At 41.3% G+C, this 19,235-nt stretch carries 15 protein-coding genes and 1 tRNA gene; 7 read left to right on the top strand and 9 right to left on the bottom strand.

Going from position 1 to position 19,235, the window contains the following annotated elements:
* Positions 1-279 precede the first annotated feature (279 nt).
* A complete protein-coding gene (cax, locus tag PI95_RS09480; protein ID WP_039737923.1) occupies positions 280-1,362 on the top strand; it encodes a calcium/proton exchanger in 1,083 nt (360 codons plus the stop codon).
* A gap of 1,134 nt (positions 1,363-2,496) precedes the next feature.
* Positions 2,497-4,908 carry a sucrose synthase gene (locus tag PI95_RS09485; protein WP_039737924.1) on the top strand — a complete coding sequence of 804 codons (2,412 nt, stop codon included), beginning with the start codon at positions 2,497-2,499 and terminating at the stop codon, positions 4,906-4,908.
* Between the two features lie 162 nt (positions 4,909-5,070).
* On the opposite strand, the gene PI95_RS09490 is transcribed toward PI95_RS09485, so the two are convergent.
* The 6 genes from PI95_RS09490 to PI95_RS09515 form a co-directional block, all read right to left on the bottom strand.
* A complete protein-coding gene (locus PI95_RS09490) occupies positions 5,071-5,745 on the bottom strand; it encodes a peptidoglycan-binding domain-containing protein (protein ID WP_039737925.1) in 675 nt (224 codons plus the stop codon).
* 566 nt (positions 5,746-6,311) lie between these two features.
* Entirely contained in the window at positions 6,312-6,572 is a 261-nt protein-coding gene (locus PI95_RS09495) for a peptidoglycan-binding domain-containing protein (protein ID WP_052324672.1), read from the bottom strand.
* 228 nt (positions 6,573-6,800) lie between these two features.
* Positions 6,801-7,289: a hypothetical protein gene (locus tag PI95_RS09500; protein WP_236117005.1), complete on the bottom strand. Its 489-nt coding sequence runs from the start codon at positions 7,287-7,289 to the stop codon at positions 6,801-6,803.
* Positions 7,290-7,569: 280 nt separating this feature from the next.
* Entirely contained in the window at positions 7,570-8,292 is a 723-nt protein-coding gene (locus PI95_RS09505) for a carbonic anhydrase (RefSeq protein WP_201280376.1), read from the bottom strand.
* A 16-nt stretch (positions 8,293-8,308) separates the two neighbouring features.
* Positions 8,309-8,620, bottom strand: coding sequence for a P-II family nitrogen regulator (locus PI95_RS09510; RefSeq protein ID WP_039737927.1), 312 nt, complete (start codon positions 8,618-8,620; stop codon positions 8,309-8,311).
* Between the two features lie 4 nt (positions 8,621-8,624).
* Positions 8,625-9,593, bottom strand: coding sequence for a sodium-dependent bicarbonate transport family permease (locus tag PI95_RS09515; RefSeq protein WP_039737928.1), 969 nt, complete (start codon positions 9,591-9,593; stop codon positions 8,625-8,627).
* A 360-nt stretch (positions 9,594-9,953) separates the two neighbouring features.
* On the opposite strand from PI95_RS09515, the gene PI95_RS09520 reads away from it, so the two are divergent.
* Positions 9,954-10,529 carry a TetR/AcrR family transcriptional regulator gene (locus PI95_RS09520; RefSeq protein ID WP_039737930.1) on the top strand — a complete coding sequence of 192 codons (576 nt, stop codon included), beginning with the start codon at positions 9,954-9,956 and terminating at the stop codon, positions 10,527-10,529.
* Position 10,530: 1 nt separating this feature from the next.
* On the opposite strand, the gene PI95_RS09525 is transcribed toward PI95_RS09520, so the two are convergent.
* Positions 10,531-10,603: transfer RNA gene (locus PI95_RS09525), tRNA-His, on the bottom strand.
* 114 nt (positions 10,604-10,717) lie between these two features.
* On the opposite strand from PI95_RS09525, the gene PI95_RS09530 reads away from it, so the two are divergent.
* The 4 genes from PI95_RS09530 (at position 10,718) to cobA (ending at position 14,072) form a co-directional block, all read left to right on the top strand.
* Entirely contained in the window at positions 10,718-11,098 is a 381-nt protein-coding gene (locus PI95_RS09530; RefSeq protein WP_039737932.1) for a DUF4359 domain-containing protein, read from the top strand.
* Between the two features lie 239 nt (positions 11,099-11,337).
* A complete protein-coding gene (locus tag PI95_RS09535) occupies positions 11,338-12,021 on the top strand; it encodes a manganese catalase family protein (RefSeq protein ID WP_039737933.1) in 684 nt (227 codons plus the stop codon).
* 504 nt (positions 12,022-12,525) lie between these two features.
* On the top strand, positions 12,526-13,290 hold the full coding sequence (locus tag PI95_RS09540) for a sirohydrochlorin chelatase (protein WP_039737934.1): 765 nt from the start codon (positions 12,526-12,528) through the stop codon (positions 13,288-13,290).
* A complete protein-coding gene (cobA, locus tag PI95_RS09545; protein WP_039737935.1) occupies positions 13,287-14,072 on the top strand; it encodes a uroporphyrinogen-III C-methyltransferase in 786 nt (261 codons plus the stop codon). Before PI95_RS09540 ends, cobA begins: the two co-directional genes overlap by 4 nt.
* 10 nt (positions 14,073-14,082) lie before the next feature.
* On the opposite strand, the gene PI95_RS09550 is transcribed toward cobA, so the two are convergent.
* Complete coding sequence (locus tag PI95_RS09550) at positions 14,083-16,794, bottom strand: HEAT repeat domain-containing protein (protein ID WP_052324673.1); 2,712 nt, start codon at positions 16,792-16,794, stop codon at positions 14,083-14,085.
* 621 nt (positions 16,795-17,415) lie between these two features.
* The gene (locus PI95_RS09555) at positions 17,416-18,498 is read right to left on the bottom strand and encodes a response regulator (protein ID WP_163518747.1); all 1,083 of its coding nucleotides are present in this window, start codon (positions 18,496-18,498) and stop codon (positions 17,416-17,418) included.
* Positions 18,499-19,235 lie beyond the last annotated feature (737 nt).

The raw sequence follows: 19,235 nt of genomic DNA on the forward strand, positions 1-19,235 counted from the left end.
TGGGGCATGGGGCATGGGGACTGGAGACTGGAGACTGGAGACTGGGGACTAGGGACTAAGGACTAAGGACTAAGGACTGGGGACTGGGGACTGGAAAAAGAATTATTACCCATTGCCCCATGCCCATTGCCCAATGCCCCATGCCCACTATCAACCATCAACTATCAACCATCAACCATCAACCATCAACCATCAACTAACAACTTTCAATTCCTAATCCTCGATTTCCGGATAACTCAGCACTACTTTATGATTGATCCCGTAGAATTTAGGTAACAAATGTCCGGTAAAAACATTCTCTTTCTCGTTCTGTTATTGTTTATCCCCGTTTCCTTAGCAGCCGAATTTCTCAAGTGGGGAGAGTTGACAGTTTTCATCACCGCTGCACTAGCGATTTTGCCGTTAGCAGCTTGGATGGGTACAGCTACAGAAGAAATTGCTGTGGTAGTTGGTCCAACGCTAGGAGGATTATTAAACGCCACCTTTGGTAACGCCACAGAATTGATCATTGCTTTAATTGCCCTAAAAGCTGGGTTGGTGAATGTAGTCAAAGCCAGTATAACCGGCTCGATTATTGGCAACTTACTACTTGTGATGGGTCTTTCTATGCTGTTGGGAGGACTTCGCTACAAAGAACAGACATTTCAGCCAATTGTAGCGCGGGTAAATGCAGCTTCGATGAATTTGGCAGTGATTGCGATTTTGCTGCCAACAGCGATGAACGTAACTTCTGTTGGAATTAGTCAACAAACCGTAGAAAATTTTTCGCTTGCGGTGGCAATAGTATTAATCGTGGTTTACGCTTTGACGTTGCTATTTTCGATGAAAACCCACGCTTATCTTTATGAGGTCGGTTTAGTCGAGTCTGAGGAAATTCATACCAAGCCCAATGTTTTGTTGTGGACTGGGGTGCTGCTAGTGTGTACTCTATTAGTCGCGCTTGAGTCAGAAATGCTGGTAGATTCTTTAGAAGTAGCCACATCCCAGCTTGGTTTGACGGCACTGTTTACAGGGGTGATTTTGGTTCCCATCGTCGGTAATGCCGCTGAACATGCTACCGCAGTTACTGTGGCAATGAAAGATAAGATGGATCTTTCTGTTTCCGTGGCTGTGGGATCGAGTATGCAAATTGCTTTATTTGTCGCTCCTGTTTTAGTGATAGCTGGGCGAATATTCGGTCAGCCGATGGATTTAGATTTTAAACCCTTTGAATTAGTGGCTGTGGCTGTATCGGTGTTAATTGCAAATTCTATTAGTTCTGATGGGAAATCTAATTGGCTAGAAGGCACATTGCTATTAGCCGCTTATACAGTGTTGGGGTTCGCTTTCTACTTTCATCCCGTAATCGATGGTATGGGTTAGTTATAACGTCAACTCCCTACGGGTAAATTAAAAATTACTAGCCAACAAAAAAATTAGTTAAATATCAATAGCGATGTCTGACGACATCGCTATTTGTTTCGGAAAATTTGGGGTGTAAATTTACCGCCCTCAGGCGCTTTAGCCTCTGGCGTTGCGCGTACAAAGCCCGCGATTAGCTAGTAGCTAGTAGGGTGTGTTATGCCTGAGGGTACGACACCGTTTTTATGATAAGAGTGCGGTGCGCTCTTGCGTTCTGCCATAACGCAACGGCAATATTAGGGGAGGACGGCAGTTTTGCGGGAAGAAAATCTACACCGCAAACTGCCTCAAAAATCCACACCCTAATAAGCCGGACCCTACATATACTAGTTAAAAAAGACCAAGCAGAAAGATGACGGTCAACCCACAGAAGGCAAGCAAGGACATAATAACTATGTTGCCTACGCTGTGGTCAGATGTTGCTTTTTGTGTGTTTGTAGCCATATGAAACAACCTGATTTCTACGACTTTATGCTGAAATTATAAACACATTGAATCAGGCTTTTTCTAGTTAACATCCAAAAGTTGATTTTAATTCATTTAAGTTAAACATTTTGAGTATATTTACTTGCAAACAATTAATTTTTGTTGTTGATAAAAATTAATCACTCTCTCATAAATCCTGTGAATGATTGAAAATAGCTTTTCTGCACCAAAGTATAAAAATAAGCATTAATACCCAGCAATATCAACAATTAAAATTTAGTTGAGCCTCAAATTAACAATGCTTGTTAATCAGTAACAAATAAGCTTGCAAAATTTTGTCAGCCACGTTATAAATCTAACTTGATAATTGTTACAGTGAATAACAAAAATTTCTGCTCCCAAAATAGCCCTGAGGTTACTTGACACTGAGAAAATTTTTCCTGCGGATGAAAAAATCTCAAATTGTACGTCTTTAGTTAGAGGGAAATTTGTTCAGCAATAAGATATGCGTAGAAAGGTGATGAAATTGACGGGTAAACAGAAAAGGTGAAAGTAAAAAGCAAAAATCTGCTTTTTTTTGCCTTTATGTTGCTTTTTTTGACTTTTTAGGCATTATCCAGTCAAAATCTAAACAAAAGCTAAAATCAAAAATCGATAAGTGGGGTTCCCATGTCTGAATTGATTCATGCAGTCTTGAACAGTGAAGAAAAAAGCGATTTACGTTCGTTTATTAGCGAGTTACGCAGCCAAGAAAAGGGGTATTTGCTGCGAAACGACATCCTGAACGTGTACAGTGAATTTTGCTCTAAACACCAGAAAGAGCAGCCTTTTTCGCTCTTAGGCAAACTAATTTACTATACTCAGGAAATTATTCAGGACAGTACAAATCTCTGTTTCATTTTTCGCCCAAAAATAGCCAGTCAAGAAGTTTATCGGCTAACGGAAGACTTGAGTGTGGAATCGATATCGGTGGACGAACTTTTGGATCTGCGCGATCGCCTAGTAAATCGATTTCATCCCCAAGAAGGCGACCTGCTAGAATTGGATTTCGGTCCATTTTACGACTACACCCCGACAATTCGCGACCCGAAAAATATTGGCAAAGGGGTGCAGTACCTCAACCGTTATCTCTCCAGCAAGTTGTTCCAAGACCCGAAGGAATGGCTAGAAGGCTTGTTTAATTTTCTGCGCTTGCACCAATACAACGGTATCCAACTGCTGATCAATAACAACATTCAAACACAGCAGCAACTTTCCGAACAAGTTAAGAAAGCTATCGGATTTGTAAGCGATCGCCCAAGTGATGAACCCTACGAAGAATTCCGGTTTCAATTGCAAATGATGGGCTTTGAACCGGGTTGGGGTAACACCGCTTCTCGCGTCCGCGAAAGCTTAGAAATTCTTGATGAATTAATCGACTCTCCCGACCCCCAAACCCTAGAAGCCTTTATCTCTCGCATCCCGATGATTTTTAAAATCGTCTTGGTGTCTGCCCACGGTTGGTTTGGACAAGAAGGAGTTTTAGGGCGTCCCGATACCGGCGGTCAAGTAGTTTACGTCCTCGACCAAGCAAAAACTCTCGAACAACAGTTACAAGAAGATGCCATTTTAGCTGGTTTAGAGAAACTCAATGTTGAGCCAAAAGTAATTATTCTCAGCCGCTTAATACCCAACAGTGATGGCACTCTTTGTAACCAACGTTTAGAAAAAGTTCATGGCACCGAAAATGCCTGGATTTTGCGCGTACCTCTGCGGGAATTTAATCCCAACATGACGCAAAACTGGATTTCTCGATTTGAGTTTTGGCCCTATCTAGAAACTTTCGCTATTGACTCTGAAAAAGAATTGCTGGCAGAATTTCAAGGTAAACCTGACTTAATTGTGGGTAACTATACTGATGGAAATTTGGTGGCGTTTCTCTTAGCGCGACGTCTGAAAGTAACACAGTGTAACATTGCCCACGCTTTGGAAAAGTCCAAATACTTGTTCAGTAACCTTTACTGGAATGATTTGGAGGATAAATATCATTTTTCCTTACAGTTTACTGCTGATTTGATTGCGATGAATGCTGCTAACTTCATCATCAGCAGCACCTATCAAGAAATTGTCGGCACGCCCGATAGTGTCGGACAATACGAGTCTTACAAATGCTTCACCATGCCAGATTTGTATCATGTGGTGAATGGAATTGAACTGTTTAGTCCCAAGTTTAATGTAGTACCACCGGGAGTAAATGAGAATGCTTACTTCCCCTACACGCGTCATGAAGACCGCGTAGAGAGCGATCGCCTGAGAATTGAAGAAATGCTCTTTACCTTAGACGACTCTTCCCAAATATTTGGTAAACTCGACGACCCGAACAAGCGTCCGCTGTTCTCAATGGCACGTCTCGACCGCATTAAGAACATGACAGGTTTAGCCGAATGCTTTGGTAAAAGTCCAGAATTGCAAGAGCATTTCAACTTAATTTTAATCGCCGGTAAGTTACGAGTTGAAGAATCAGGCGACAACGAAGAACGCGACGAAATTATCAAACTCTACAACATCATTGAGCAATACAATCTCCAAGGCAAGATTCGTTGGTTAGGTGTGCGCTTGTCTAAAGGTCAATCTGGTGAAGTTTACCGAGTAATTGCTGACCATCAAGGTGTCTTTGTCCAGCCAGCTTTATTTGAAGCTTTTGGTTTGACAATTTTGGAAGCAATGATTTCCGGATTACCAACTTTTGCCACTCAGTTTGGTGGTCCTTTGGAAATTATCCAAAATAAAGTTAATGGCTTTTACATTAACCCCACAAATTTAGAAGAGACAGCCGATAAAATTATCGAATTTGTGCTTAAGTGCGAACAAAATCCGAACTATTGGAATGAAGTTTCTCAGCAAGCTATTAACCGAGTTTATAGCACCTACACCTGGAAAATCCACACTACCAAGCTGCTATCATTAGCACGGATTTATGGCTTCTGGAACTTTAACTCTAAGGAAAATCGGGAGGATTTGTTGCGCTACATTGAGACTTTGTTCTATTTGATTTACAAGCCAAGAGCGCAAGCAATTTTAGAAGAGCATAAGCATCGGTAAGAAGTTAGGAAAAGCGGTAGAGACGTTCAGTCCGGAACGTCTGTACTTAGGTGTGGAGTTAGGAGTTATGAGTGAATAGTGAGGGGTAAGTAATGAAAAAATTGCTCTATCTTCTGTCTCTGTTTTAACTCCTAACTCCTACTCCGTTCTCCTAACTCCTAACTACTTAGTTAACTCCCGCCAAGTTCTAGAACCAACAACTCCATCCACACCTAAATTCCGCCGATTTTGAAAGGCTTTGACAGCACTTTCTGTCAGCGCACCGAAAACTCCATCAACTCGAACAGCATAGCCGTTAGATAATAATAGGCGTTGCAAAACTTTGACAGAAACACCTGAGCTACCAAAACCCAGAATTGGCAGATTTTGGTTAGTAAATTTGGGCTTTAGGTTTGGCTTTAGCTTTGGCGATTCTCGTTTGGAGACACTTCGCGATCGCGCAATAACTAACTCATCACTACTTTGCTCATCTTCTTTTACAATCAGAGAATTCACAGCAGCGACAACTGAAATTTCCCCCAGCGTCCAGCCTTCTACAGCGGTGTCCTTTCCTAAATGGGAAAATTTAGATTGTATTGACTTAATTTTTTCAGTAAAATTATTTAGTATATTTTGCTGCTCATTATTCAGCGGTGAATGGGCGACTTGGAGATTATCATCTAGCTGTATAAATTCAGGCGGTGTGATTTCAGTAGCGGCAACGACATCATTTGAGCGCTCCTCTGTTGACTGCTGCACCGGCTTGTCTGACTGAAATAATGGCTGTACGGGTAACTTGGGCAAAGACGGTTGTCCTGTTGTTAAGACACCGGTCATCAGCAGACCAATATGACTCATCGTATTTCATTTTACTAACACCCATATTTCCCTTGACAGACAAAATAGTTGTTCCTCAGGAATAATGCGTAGCTATAAGTTAAAAAAATGTAATTATTTTGGCGATAAAATCATTTATTAAGTATTTGCACTTGTAATATCTGGTTTAGAAAAATGTGGGATAGACGGATAAGTCGATTATTCACACACAAGTCTGGTCTAAATCTCTAAACTTGTCACTCTTGTCTAATGAGTCGATTATTAAACTTTGTGCAATTTTATCTCTCTTGGCAAAATAATTCTGTCAAACCTATTACCCATCAATAAGCTTGAGAGCAGAAAAATCGCGCTTTGCAGCGTGGCACAAATAACTATCCAGTTGAAAAGCTTGCAAAATAAGCTTTCCTCCCTTTTGCTTTCATGCACTATGGGTGGTAGCTGAGGAAAATTTTTATAATAAAGAAATTTTAAATATTAATCACAAAATAAATAATTGTGTTCTAATCTTGTTATAAAACACAACGCATCCTAATTCCCAACCTCTTATTTGATTGATGGGTTAATAACTTTTAATTTTTAATTGTTAACTAGCTTGTCAACTCACGCCAAGTCCTGGAACCGACTACTCCATCCGCACTTAGGTTGTGCTGACTTTGAAAGGCTTTGACGGCTGTTTCTGTTAAGGCACCAAAATTTCCATCAACTCGAACAGGATAGCCATTCTGTGATAAAAGCCGCTGTAAGACTTTTACAGAGTCACCAGAGTCACCAAAATTCAGAGTTGGCAAACTGCGAATAGCAGCAGCTTGTAATTTTAAAGGTTGTGGTTGTTCGGCGGAATTTTCCATGTCCTGAATTTTTTATCAAACTGTTTCTCTTTCATTCCACTTTATCGGGATTAGCCAAAATTTACCTCTGTATGTCAATTTTCAAATAACTACCTGGTTAATATAGCTAATTCTTTAGTTTGCAAAGCTTTTTGGATTGATTCGGTTTTATTGTGGGACACTTCCTTTCTTAATGTTGAAAACTAGCGATCGCATTACCCCCGATCAGTTAATATTTTGTCTTTTGCATCAAAGCAGTGGTAACAGGCTGAACTCTTGGCGAATCTCTAACAGAGAACGGTCAAGTAGTGGTTCAAAGTCGAGAAATGGATAGTACTTGCGTGTTCCGCGAGTTTTGAACCACATTACCACAACTGTTGGCAATAATCGCGGCAATACAACAAATATTGAGCTATACAACCACAGCAGCCCATGTTGCTTTACCAAATCTTTATACATTACATCAACAGCCGGGTTTTTTCGCTCCCGTAAATAGTCACGAAACTTGAAGTCACTAGTTAAAAAGCACAATGGCAAAAGTCTCAGTTCATCATACATATCGGTATCGCAGCCAAGGATAACATGCGTAACATCATGAGCAATTAAGATTTTCGCAAAATCCGGCGGCATTTGACTTGGATTGGTCAGATGTGGATTTACTGCGTAAAACTCTTCGATTCCTTGCCGTAGGGTTTGAGTGCTGCTTTTATCGGTATATTGGGGACGAGTACGCCTCATAATTTGCACCATTATTTATCGATACGATACAGTATCGTAAATTTTAGGCGTAAATGTCAAGCTTGCCCATACTTAGTGGTATGTGTGATTAATTTTGATGTTTTCGTAGTGAGCGATTTATCGCTCAATTTCACTTTTCTGAAGCCCTTACCTACTCAGTACAACCGAGCTTGACATTACACCCAACGTTACACACAAAATTATTGAACTTTGGAAACGTTACACCGAGTACAAGTTCAATCAGGCTGAATAGCTAGTGTATATTGTAACCTCTGCCTAATTAAGTAATCATAGTCACACTGCCTGTATCCAAGTCATAACGACCCCCCACAATTTTTAACTTGCCCGCCTCGATCTGTTCAGTTAAGAGCTTCGATCGCTTCAACCGTTCAATTTGATATTGCACATTTGCCACCACAGCGTTATCAACCGCATCACCTGGTCGATCCTTGACTCTTTTCACGGCTGGCTTAATTGCTTTCACAAAGCTACCAATTTCGCCCAGCAGCGATTCGTTTTGTACAGCTGCGGTGACTGCCCCGCATCGTTCATGACCCAGCACCATGACTAACGGCGTGCCTAACAGCACAACCGCATATTCAATACTGCCGAGTGTTTCCGGCGTGGCAATATTTCCAGCAACCCGTACATCAAAGATGTCTCCAATGCCTTGGTCAAAAAGAATTTCTGCCGGCACCCGTGAATCAGCACAACTAAGGATAGTTGCAAATGGATGTTGAGCTTGAGCGACTTCTTGCAATCGAGCCGCAGATTGATCGGGGTATTGAGGTTTATGTTGCACAAATCGCTGATTTCCTTCGATCAGCTTTTGTAGTGCAGCATCGGCACTAAGAGATTGAGGGATAGCTAAAGAGCCATTTGGCAATCCGGCGGCTTTAGCCTGTTCGACCTGCCAAAGTAAATCAGCGGCAGTTACCATCATCCCAAATGCTCCCGTAACCCCTAACTTCAAAAAGTCACGACGGTCTATGAAATGCTTCATTAGATTTATGAGCCTCTTACAGCGACGCCACACATTTTACAGAGCGAATCTCCATTACATCTGAGATGTAACAAGTACCCCCAAATTTGTTGAGAAGTGGTTTGATGTTTTCGACTACAGTCTTGATTTCCTCTGGCATACAAAACGCGATGACGTAAACATTATCGAGCATTGTCATGTCTAAATCTTCTGCGGTTCCTCGCAATCCTTTACCAGCAACATTGCGAATCACAATATGACTATGTACACCTGACTTGTCTAAACGATCTAAAATTTTGCCTAGTTCAAAGGAGTTGGCAATAATTTCTATCTTCTTAACTACGTGCATATTATTACCTCCAAAACAGGTTAATTCCGTACAGATATAACGGAATTCCCACGATAATGTTGAACGGGAATGTTACTGCCAAAGCGGTAGAAACGTACAGGCTGGGGTTCGCTTCTGGAACAGTCATCCGTATTGCAGCTGGGACAGCGATATAAGAAGCGCTGGCAGATAACACAGCAAACAAGAGTGAATCTCCCTGATGCATACCGATGAATTTAGCAATCAGCAACCCAATTCCTGCATTGAGTATTGGAATTAGTATGGCAAATGAAATGAGAAAAAATCCGGTTTTTTGCAAGTCTTTAATTCTTCTGGCAGCGATTAGTCCCATGTCCAGCAAAAAGAAGGTAAGAACACCATAAAATAAGCCTTGAGTAAAGGGTTCTAATACGTGCCCACCATGTTCTCCTGTTAAGACACCAATCAAGAGGCTACCGACTAGAAGAAAAACTGAACTATTGAGAAATGCCTCTTGTAAGACTTCCGTCCAGGAAAAGTCCCGCTTCCCATCGGCGGTAAATATATTCACCAGGATGAGTCCAACAATAATTGCTGGAGATTCCATCAGGGCAAGGGCTGCAATCATGTAGCCATCATAAGCAATGGCAAGCTCATCCAGAAAGGCACTAGCAGTGATGAAGGTGACAGCACTAATAGAGCCGTAGGTTGCTGCGATCGCCGCCGCATCGTAAGTATCCAGCTTCAGCTTGAGAATGAAAAAGGAGTAAATTGGGACAAAACAAGCCATCAACATGGCTGCAAACATTGTTAGCACTACTTCTTGAGTGATACCGCTTTTGCTCAGTTCTACCCCCCCTTTAAAACCAATCGCAAACAGCAGATAAAGCGAGAAGAGTTTGGGTATTGGTGCCGGAATTTCTAGATCGGACTTGACAAAAACAGCAGTCATCCCCAGAAAGAAAAATAAGACTGGCGGATTCAGGATATTGGAAATGATTAAGCTGGCATCCATTACCACCCCTCCTTATGCTGATGAAACTTGCAATTAATCAAATTTTTCATCTTCAAAAATTTAACTGTTGAATCATCATGTATCGTGTATTGCTACCCCCTGTCAATTGTGTATTTTTTAAGACTAAGTAACAGACTAAGGGTTTTCGGTTGCGTGGAATACACTCTGATAGGAGAAAGGTAAAGGTGAAATAAAATTTAAAACATTCACCTTTGCACCTTTTCTTTTCTCTAACTCAACTGTATTGCTTCGTGAACGCGAAGCGTCTTTGCGATTGAGAGGGAAAACAAGAGAATTGTGCAGGACTCACCAGTCCAAGCGTCCCTAATCTAAGCGTCCAAGCGTCCCTAATCCCCAATCATGACGAAATCAGACAAAAAACCAGGAAGACCGCGCAGTGCAGAATCTCATCAAGCCATTCTTCGGGCAACTCTCGATTTGCTTTCTCAGATGGGTTACGATCGCCTGAGTATTGATGCGATCGCGCGATCGGCTGGTGTTGGCAAAACCACAATCTATCGATGGTATGCTTCTAAAGAAGAACTAGTGGCTGACGCAATTGAAAGTGTTCGTCAAGAAATTGAAATACCTGATACAGGTGCGCTTTCAAGCGATATAGACTGCATTATTGAGATTGCGGTGAAAACTACCCTCACACCTTTGGGTCGTCAAATTTTGGCGATGATTATCGGTGCTGCTTCCAGCAGTCCGCAATTTGCCCAAGTTTATTGGACAAAATACCTTTTACCACGACGCCAAGCTTTTCAGGTTGCGATCAAGCGGGCTAAGACTAGAAATGAAATTCCGGCTGATACAGACAGCGATTTAGTTTTTGATCTGATGAGCGGAATCATGCTTTATGCGCTGGTATTTATGCCTAGCGTTGAACCAGTCGAAGCATACATCCGCCGTGCCGTTGGTCTTATTCTCAAATGAGGGCGAACGATGGGACTTGAACCCACGAATGGTGGTACCACAAACCACTGCCTTAACCACTTGGCTACGCTCGCCATTCTTCGATTCATTATAACATAACCCTGATAAATTGATCCAGAGTTTTTGTTTAAGGAACGGAGTCAGTTAATCTAGAGTCAAGAGACTTCAGTGATTAACAGTTAGGAAAAATGAGACTCTCAACAATTATGACATATGTTGTCGGCGTCGGACTAGTTGTCTTGGGAGTGACGATGGCGAAGACAAATCCCAGTCAAGCGGAATATGAAGAATATGCCATGCAACGGTTGACAAAATACTTAAAAAGCGATGTCTGCAAAAAAACACCAAAGATGTTAGAAAATTTAATTAAATTAGATTGCGATAAACTAGTAGACTCCGCTAGTCCACAAGTGCGGGAACTTATTGCAGGGACTACGGAACGGCAAGATTTTATTATTTTTAGTATTTATCGTACAGATTTAAAACTGAATTCATGGCTGCCTTCTTATACATTTGAAAGTGTAGGAGCATTTGAAAGCTTTTATACTTACAGCGCGGAACAGCAGTAGAAAAGAAGCGTAATTTCTTGCTCCTCACTTCAAAGACGCTTTCTTCTCTTAGAGTTATTTTTATTTCCATTTTCTAATTGACAAAATCAAACTTTGGTTATAGATGCTTATCAAGTAAGTCATTCTCAAGGTTCATGTAAAGATTGGATGTGATCTATAACATGATTAAATGTGTGCCGAGCATTTTCAGCAACAAGTAAAAATGCTGTAATGTGCCATAAAAAGAGAGGGAAACGTTGATGTTTTTTCACAAAAAAGACCCGATTCATTCTGTTGATGTCAAAGAGCCAAATCCGCGCTTTGCTCAACTGCTTTTAGAGCAATTTGGCGGTGCAACTGGTGAACTAACAGCAGCTTTGCAATACTGGACTCAATCTTTTCATTGCGAAGATCCAGGTATTCGCGATATGCTGCAAGATATTGCATTAGAAGAATTTGGTCACTTAGAAATGGTGGGTCAATTGATTGAAGTTCACACCAAAAATGTTGACCAAACTGAAGCTTACAAAAGCACTTTGTTTGCAGTGCGGGGTATGGGACCACACTTATTAGATAGTCAAGGTAATACTTGGAGTGCTAGCTATGTAAATGAAGGTGGCGATGTAGTGCGCGATTTGCGGGCTAACATTGCTGCTGAAGCTGGGGCACGTCAAACATACGAATCCTTGATTAAACTAGCCTCCGATGAAGGAACGAAAAACACGCTCGTTCATCTGTTGACACGAGAAATTTCTCATACCCAAATGTTTATGAAAGCGTTGGATTCTTTGGGTAAATTAACTGACCCGTTCTTTGGAAATATCCAACCAGATAACACTGTGGATATTTACTATAACCTGTCTACCAACGGTAAGGATGAACGCGGTCCTTGGAATTCTGAACCGACTTTCCGTTACGTTGCTGACCCAGGTGCGGCAAAATAGTTTTAATTTCAAGGAAAACGAAGAGGGAATATCCTATCCTAGAAGTTAATTTATCAGCTTTGCAGGTTATATAGTTAAGGCTGCGTAGACGCGAATTAGATTTGCGTCTACGCTACTTAATAATTTGATAAAATATAGGAATCCGGTTTTATTTGTGAACAAAATTACGTATAGGACTACTATTTGATTTTTGAACAGACACGTAGGGTCCGGCTTAAAGCGGTGTGGATGTTCCTCCCGCTTTAGGGCCCGTTGCGTTAGCGACGAAAGTACGGCACCAAAACCTTAATAATGGTGCGTTACGGATTTCATCCTAACGCACCCTACAAGACTTAATTTTTTTCAAAATTCAAATCGGATTCCTATATTTGTAGGGTGCGTTAAGCGGAACGCTAACGCACCAAATCCTTAAAAATGGTGCCGTACTTTCGTTGCTAACACACCCTAGGTATCTTAATAATTTGATAAAATATATAAAATTTCCGCTTTGAGTAACCCTTGCTAATGCTATCTGCATATCTGTTGGTGTCTCACGGAAGTCGCGATCCGCGCCAGGAAATTGCTATGCAGCAATTGGCAAAACTGGTAAATAATAAGCTGGAAAGCAACTTACAAAGGTCTATCATTGGTGGTGTGGTGTCACCGCCAAAATGTGAATTGGTAGGTACTGCATACTTAGAATTGAAGCCTGAACCTTTGCACGAGCAGATTAAAAGATTTGCTGAAATGCTGAAAGCGAATGGGTATCATCGCCTAAAAATATTACCATTATTTCTGCTGGCGGGGGTGCATGTAATGGAAGATATTCCCGGTGAAGTGGCTTTGGCTCAACAGGCGGTTGAAGATATCATAATTGAGTTGCAACCATATTTAGGTAGTCATGCTGGTGTAGAAAAGTTGCTAGCAAAGCAAATTGCTAAAAGCAGCGAAAATGGTTATAACCAAGGATGGATTCTTTTAACTCATGGTAGCCGTCGTCCTGGTTCTAAAAAACAAGTCGAAGCAATGGCAGCTAATTTGGGAGTATTAACAGCTTATTGGTCTGTGGCTCCTAGTTTAGAATCACGAGTGAAACAGTTGGTGAGTGCCGATTGTAAAAATATTACTATTTTGCCATACTTTTTATTTGCTGGCGGTATCACAGATGCGATCGCTCGCTCTGAACTTCAGTTAAAATTACAATTCCCTGCTGTGCGTTTCCAACTGGCTGAACCTTTGGGAGCAAGTGCAGAATTAGCCGATCTGATTTGGGATTTGATTAACAAATGAACCGCGAAGACACCAACGAAGTAGAAAAGAAATATTTGGGAAAAGTTTATTTAGTCGGTGCGGGACCCGGCGATCCGGGATTAATGACTCTCAAGGGTAAAGCTTTGTTGGAATGTGCCGATGTCGTCATTTATGATGCTTTAGTAAGTCCGGCAATTCTCGCAATGATTAATCCTAACGCAGAGAAAATAAACGCCGGTAAGCGAATGGGGCGACATTCTTTATTACAATCAGAAACTACGCAGTTATTGATTGATAAAGCAGATAATAATGCAGTTGTGGTGCGGCTAAAAGGTGGCGATCCGTTTATCTTTGGTCGCGGTGGCGAAGAAATGGAAGAATTGGTGAAAGCTGGGATACCCACCGAAGTTGTGCCCGGTATTACATCGGGAATCGCCGCGACCGCTTATGCGGGTATTCCTTTAACTCATCGCTTGTATAGTTCTTCGGTGACATTTGTCACAGGTCACGAAGCAGCGGGTAAGTACCAACCGACGGTAAACTGGAATGCGATCGCTCGCGGTTCAGAAACGATTGTGATTTATATGGGAATTCACAATTTACCCTACATTGTCCAAGAGTTACATGCTGCCGGGTTGGATTTAGAAACGCCGATCGCTTTAGTGCGTTGGGGTACGCGACCGGATCAAGAAGAATTAATTGGTAAATTAAAGACAATTGTAGAGCAAGTAGAGACAACTGGATTTGGAGCGCCGGCGATCGCTGTTATTGGATCTGTGGTGAACATGCACAGCATTTTATCTGCTTGTCGTCCGGTTTGACCTATAGAAGTCAAACTGGTATAAGTGCAGGAGATATCGCCAGTTTTCCTAATTCCTCTGCTACAAAGTTTGGCACGTTTGCTTGTTTGCCTTTGATAAGGCAACAATCTCGCAGTGCGAGGAGAAAGCCTTTGATTGAATCTGGCGATCCGGGTATAGCCTCTGCTTGTTGTAAGAACTCCTGCCATAATTGCGAGTCTTTGCCGTAAAAGTCTATTAAGTGCAAAGCTGCCAGATATTCTGCTAAGGGGTCAAGGGCAAAGCGGATTTGGTCTTGTGCAGCACCGATAGTTTGGATCAAACGAAGACGGTCTTCTAGATACTTGAGACGAGTTTCCGCATTGTTACCACCCAAGATAGCGATCGCCACCTCTGTATTAGCAGTTGCTGGTCGAAAAGTTTGTTTGAGGCATTCCCAAGCGATCGCTCGAGCATCTTTGTGTACAGTGCGATCGCTCAATTTTACCCCGGTCACGCTCGCGTTAAGTTCGTTTAGGTAAGAAAGCATCAAATCCGGGATACTATCAGGCATCTGTAACGATAACTCCTTCATCCCCTCAACCTTGACAGCAATCAGTTGTTCGGCGTACAGTTTCGCTAGTAGTGCGGTGATGTTTCGCTGACCCACCATCAGCGACAGGCGACTGCAAGCATTGAAAAACTCTGTATCGGTAAATAAGTCACGCTTGCCTTGCTGAGTTAAGTAAGATTCCATAAACGAGGATAGGCGATTACCCTCAATTCGCAGAGGTTTTAAGGTAGTTTTGGTTACTCCACCCAGCTTTTCCTGAAAGCGTGAGGTGACAATTAAAGCGTTGATCGGAAAATCCGGAGATTCAGGGCGAATTGCTTTGCGTGTGGCTTCGCTCATTTCCGAAAAGTGATCTACAATTACCAAAATTCGCCGTTGCCTGAGAAGGAGTTCCAGCAATTCTGAGGAGGGTGGCTCTGCTTGGTTCGTCAAATCTTGCACCTGTCCCCTGATAGCCGCCATCAAAGCTTGTTTAGCTGCTACTTGTGTATCTTCTGCTGATTGCAAATCCAGTTCTTCCTCAATTAGCACTGGTAACATCGGGTGTTGGCAGAGGCGTTCTGCCTCATCTTCTGACATTGCCCACTTCGCGATTTGACAGGCAAGGCTGGTCTTACCTACTCCGCCTTCACCCTGAATCAGCAAGCAACCTCGGTGTTTTTTAAAGCTAGCGTGCAAATCTTTGCCGTTAATTTGGGCTACGGTTTTACCGTTCTGTATAACAGGGATAGATATATGAACATTTCTATTGCTGATTGTATCCTTTTCTTGAAATTCCTCTCTAACTGATTTCAGGTGTGCAGCTACCCAAGCATCTAGCACTCTGGGGTGGTCTTTCAGCAGCAACAATAAAAAGTTCAGCGATATTTCTGTACCGACAACAGGCACTTTAAAACCTATAGGTTTTAGGAATTTATCAATTTTTAGCAACCACAGAGGGCGTAGCCAAAAAATCCCGAAGAGTAAGATAAAGTAAATTCCAACTGCCCATACTAACGGATTCTTGAGAATCTGATTGATGAATAAGTGTTCTGTTTTTTTGCTATTAAGAAGATTGAGAACTTGTTTTATTTTTTCCATATCTTCTGTTGAGAACTTATTCTTAGGCTCTTCTACAATTTTTAAGGCTGTCTCCAAAGGCGATATGCCTCGATTCAATTCTGAGATGGATAGCTGATTATCGCTTGCCTTGGTCTTAAGGCTAAGACCAATCTGGCTCAGGGCAGTGACAGTCTTGCGACGCACATCTTTATTCTCGTCTTTGAGATTTATAACCAGATTCGGCATAGCTGATGAAGCTTCTACACCCATCTTTCCCAACGCTTCAGCAGCAGAGCCACGTACCTTAAAATTTTCGTCTTTCAGAGCGGCAATTAGTTGAGGTACAGCGGATGAAGCTTTCATACCAATATTTCCTAAAGCTTCAGCAGCAGAGCGACGCATGGTATAGTTACGGTCTTTTTTGAGAGCGGCAATTAGGTCAGGTACAGCGGATGAAGCTTCTGCACCAATATTTCCTAAAGCTTCAGCAGCAGAGCGACGCACCTGCCAACTTGTGTCTTTTAGTGCCTTTCTCAGGTTAGGCACAGCATCTTGATGCAACTCTATCTTTGCCAAGGCTTCAGCCGCACCTTTACGCACGTCTAGCTTAGGGTTGTTTAGAAGAGCTTCGATCAAGTCAGGAATAGCTTGTTTGGCTTTTGTCGGAACCTCTCCTAAAGCTTGGGCAGCTAGTTCGCGCACTCTAGCATCTGAGTCTTGTTTGAAAGCGCGGATGAATGCAGGGACACCAGCTTCTGGAGCGATCGCTCTAATAGCCCTGACTGCACCAGCACGCACATCCTTATCTGGGTCTTTTTTAAGAGTCTCAATCAGGTCAGGCAAAGCAGCTTCAGCACCTGTACCGATGCTTCTCAGACCATCGGTTGCATAGCTACGCATCTCTTGATTACTGTCTTTCAAAGCCTTTTTTAGCTCAACAATAGCATCTGGCGAACCGCGTTTAATTAAAGCATTGATTTGATTTGAACGTTTTTGAATATCTTCTGGCTTTTGCTGCTGAATTTGCTCAACGTTCGTGTCGGTGGAAGTTTGCGCCCAACTGATGCCGGTCAAAAGTAAAGGCGATGAAATAGCGATCGCACATAAACTAATATGAGTTAAAAGCTTTCCGTAGATATGTTTAGCCATAAGTGCGCCCCTATTGAATCACTAAGAATTATTTCTACATCCCTGATATAAAGTAATAGGTGACATTATGTGCTATTTATGCAGCTTACGTAAACTTTAATGGTCGATTTTATTCAAATCAAAGAACCTAGCCCTTGTTATTTAGCAAAAATTGTAACCAGTCGCGCAAAACTTTCTTTGTTATTAGTAATTTTGTTTAATCAATCAAATCAAACATACTAAGAAATAAGGGTTTAGTTCTATGCGATCGCTATAGCTTAGTAAGATTGGATTTGTCAGGATAAGATTGCAATTTTTGACCTGCTCATGGTAGAATGTAGATCCATGCAGCCACTAATTAAATTGCACCAGAAGCTGTTTGCGGCTGTAAAGCTTGAGTTATAGGTGTCAGCATTTTATCTGCAAGTCATAAAATGCTGATTCGCTTAATTTTTGTAACTGGAAATTACACTCCAAATTTGTTGATTAACCAGATTTATTTTGAGAAAGCAACACAACGCCAGTCACTTTAATAGTGTTGGGATGCAAGCATCATAATTCTGCCAAAGCAACTAACACTAAAAGTTAAATCTTTTAGCATAAATAAGTTAGTTTAGCGTCTTGATTATCCTAATTGCTGAATTAAACAATGTGTTGAAAAACAGTTTTCAATAAATCTGCTTGTGTAAAAGGCTTAGTTAAATAGCCAGAAGCTCTAACTATCTTTGCTTTAGCTCTATCTATTAATCCTGTCCTACCTGTAACCATAATCACAGGTGTGTTTTTAAAAGATGAATGTTTCCGCAACAAAGAACATAATTCATATCCATCTAAATTCGGCATTTCAATGTCTAGTAAAATAACATCTGGTTTGGTACGGAGAATTTGCATTAAAGCTTTTAATGGTTCGTTAACTGCAATAACAGAAAACATTTGCTCATCTAAAAAGCTTTTCATTGCATTCAACACTGTGGGACTATCATCAATGCAGAAGATTTTATAGAGTTTCTTCTCCGTTGATTGCTGGTTGTTTTGCTGTATACTTTTATCAGCAATGTGAACATCGCGAGGTGAAGCCGAGTTAGGATTTTCTATCGGTTTATAGCGGTTTTGTCTGGGTAATTGTTGCGATTTTGGTTGAGGTTCGCGTAAAAATTGCGATCGCTGTTCTTGGGATTGTGACTGAGTATTTTTGCGGTATGAAGCTCGCTTTTGACTCTTTTCGACAAGCGATCGCAAATTCAAATGACAGAACTTTGGCATATCATCAAGAAAGCTTTCATGAGTAAACTCATAACTTCCCTCTTGCAATTTCAAAAACGACTCCAAAACTTCTATTGCTAATTGTTCTATCAAAATCCCCGCTTGCGTTGGGCTAAGATACTTTTGATTAACTAACCAGCAAATAGCTAGATAATCTGGATTCGGTATTGCTTCATTATCAATACCTGTTTCAAATATTGCCCGTAACTGCTCGTAAATTCCTTTCGGAAAAGCAGGAATGTGTTGACTCAATCGCTGCAAATTTTTGTAAAGCATCTCAAAGACGCGATCTGAGTAGCAGCCATAAGTTAATTTACCAGACTCTATATAGATTGACCAAGAACCTGTCGTGCTGAATACTTGCAAACAACCAGTAACAGACTTATTACTAATTTTGGTCAATAGAGAGAGGGGTTGTAGCTTCTGGTAAAATCTGTATCTACTAATGGGAAGTGTCTTCATTGCTACGGCTCTTATATAAAATTAATATTTGCAATTGAAATTGGTCAATATCCTGTCCGGAATTCACAGGTATATTGTCATGCTTACTGGAGGCGAATAGAAGAGACACGCCATGCTATTATTGCCAAATAGCAAAATGGCTCAAGTTATTGCCATTCAACAGTATTCCAAAAATCAGATTGTACATTCTGTATCTTTCGCTAATCTAACAGTAGCTTAAACGCCGACATAGAGGTTCAGCGCTACTGGGCGCGGTGCTAGAATAACGCTGTTGAGCGTGTTTCGAGGTGTGAGATTGTAATTTACTTTCTGGCAAAAAAAAGCAAAATTTGCTCCTTAATCAAGTTGTCTCACAAGCATTGCACGACTTCTCGCAACTAAGAGTGCAAAGCTGCACAAAAAAGTGCGTATCTAGTTTATGAAAGTTGAAAATCTTACCCAAACGTTAGATTGTAGAGCTTTTTTCCCAGGTTTGGGCAATATCTTCGCTTTAGAAACAAAAATGGCAAACTCCTAATAAAAGTGAGGTATCTGATAATTTACGTAGCGAAGGAGTGTAATCAGATGCAGCGGCTAATAACTCAGAAGAAGGCAATTCCTTCATCAGTACACAAAACATGCTAATCAGGTTGTTTTATCATTCCTTCTTCACCCTAGAGAATTCTAAATACCAAATTCTCAACTTGGCGGCAAAACTCAAAAACCATAGTGCATATCTGAAAAAGGAAAATTTTCAC

It is taken from the genome of Hassallia byssoidea VB512170 (assembly GCF_000817785.2).
GTDB lineage: Bacteria > Cyanobacteriota > Cyanobacteriia > Cyanobacteriales > Nostocaceae > Hassallia > Hassallia carrinoi.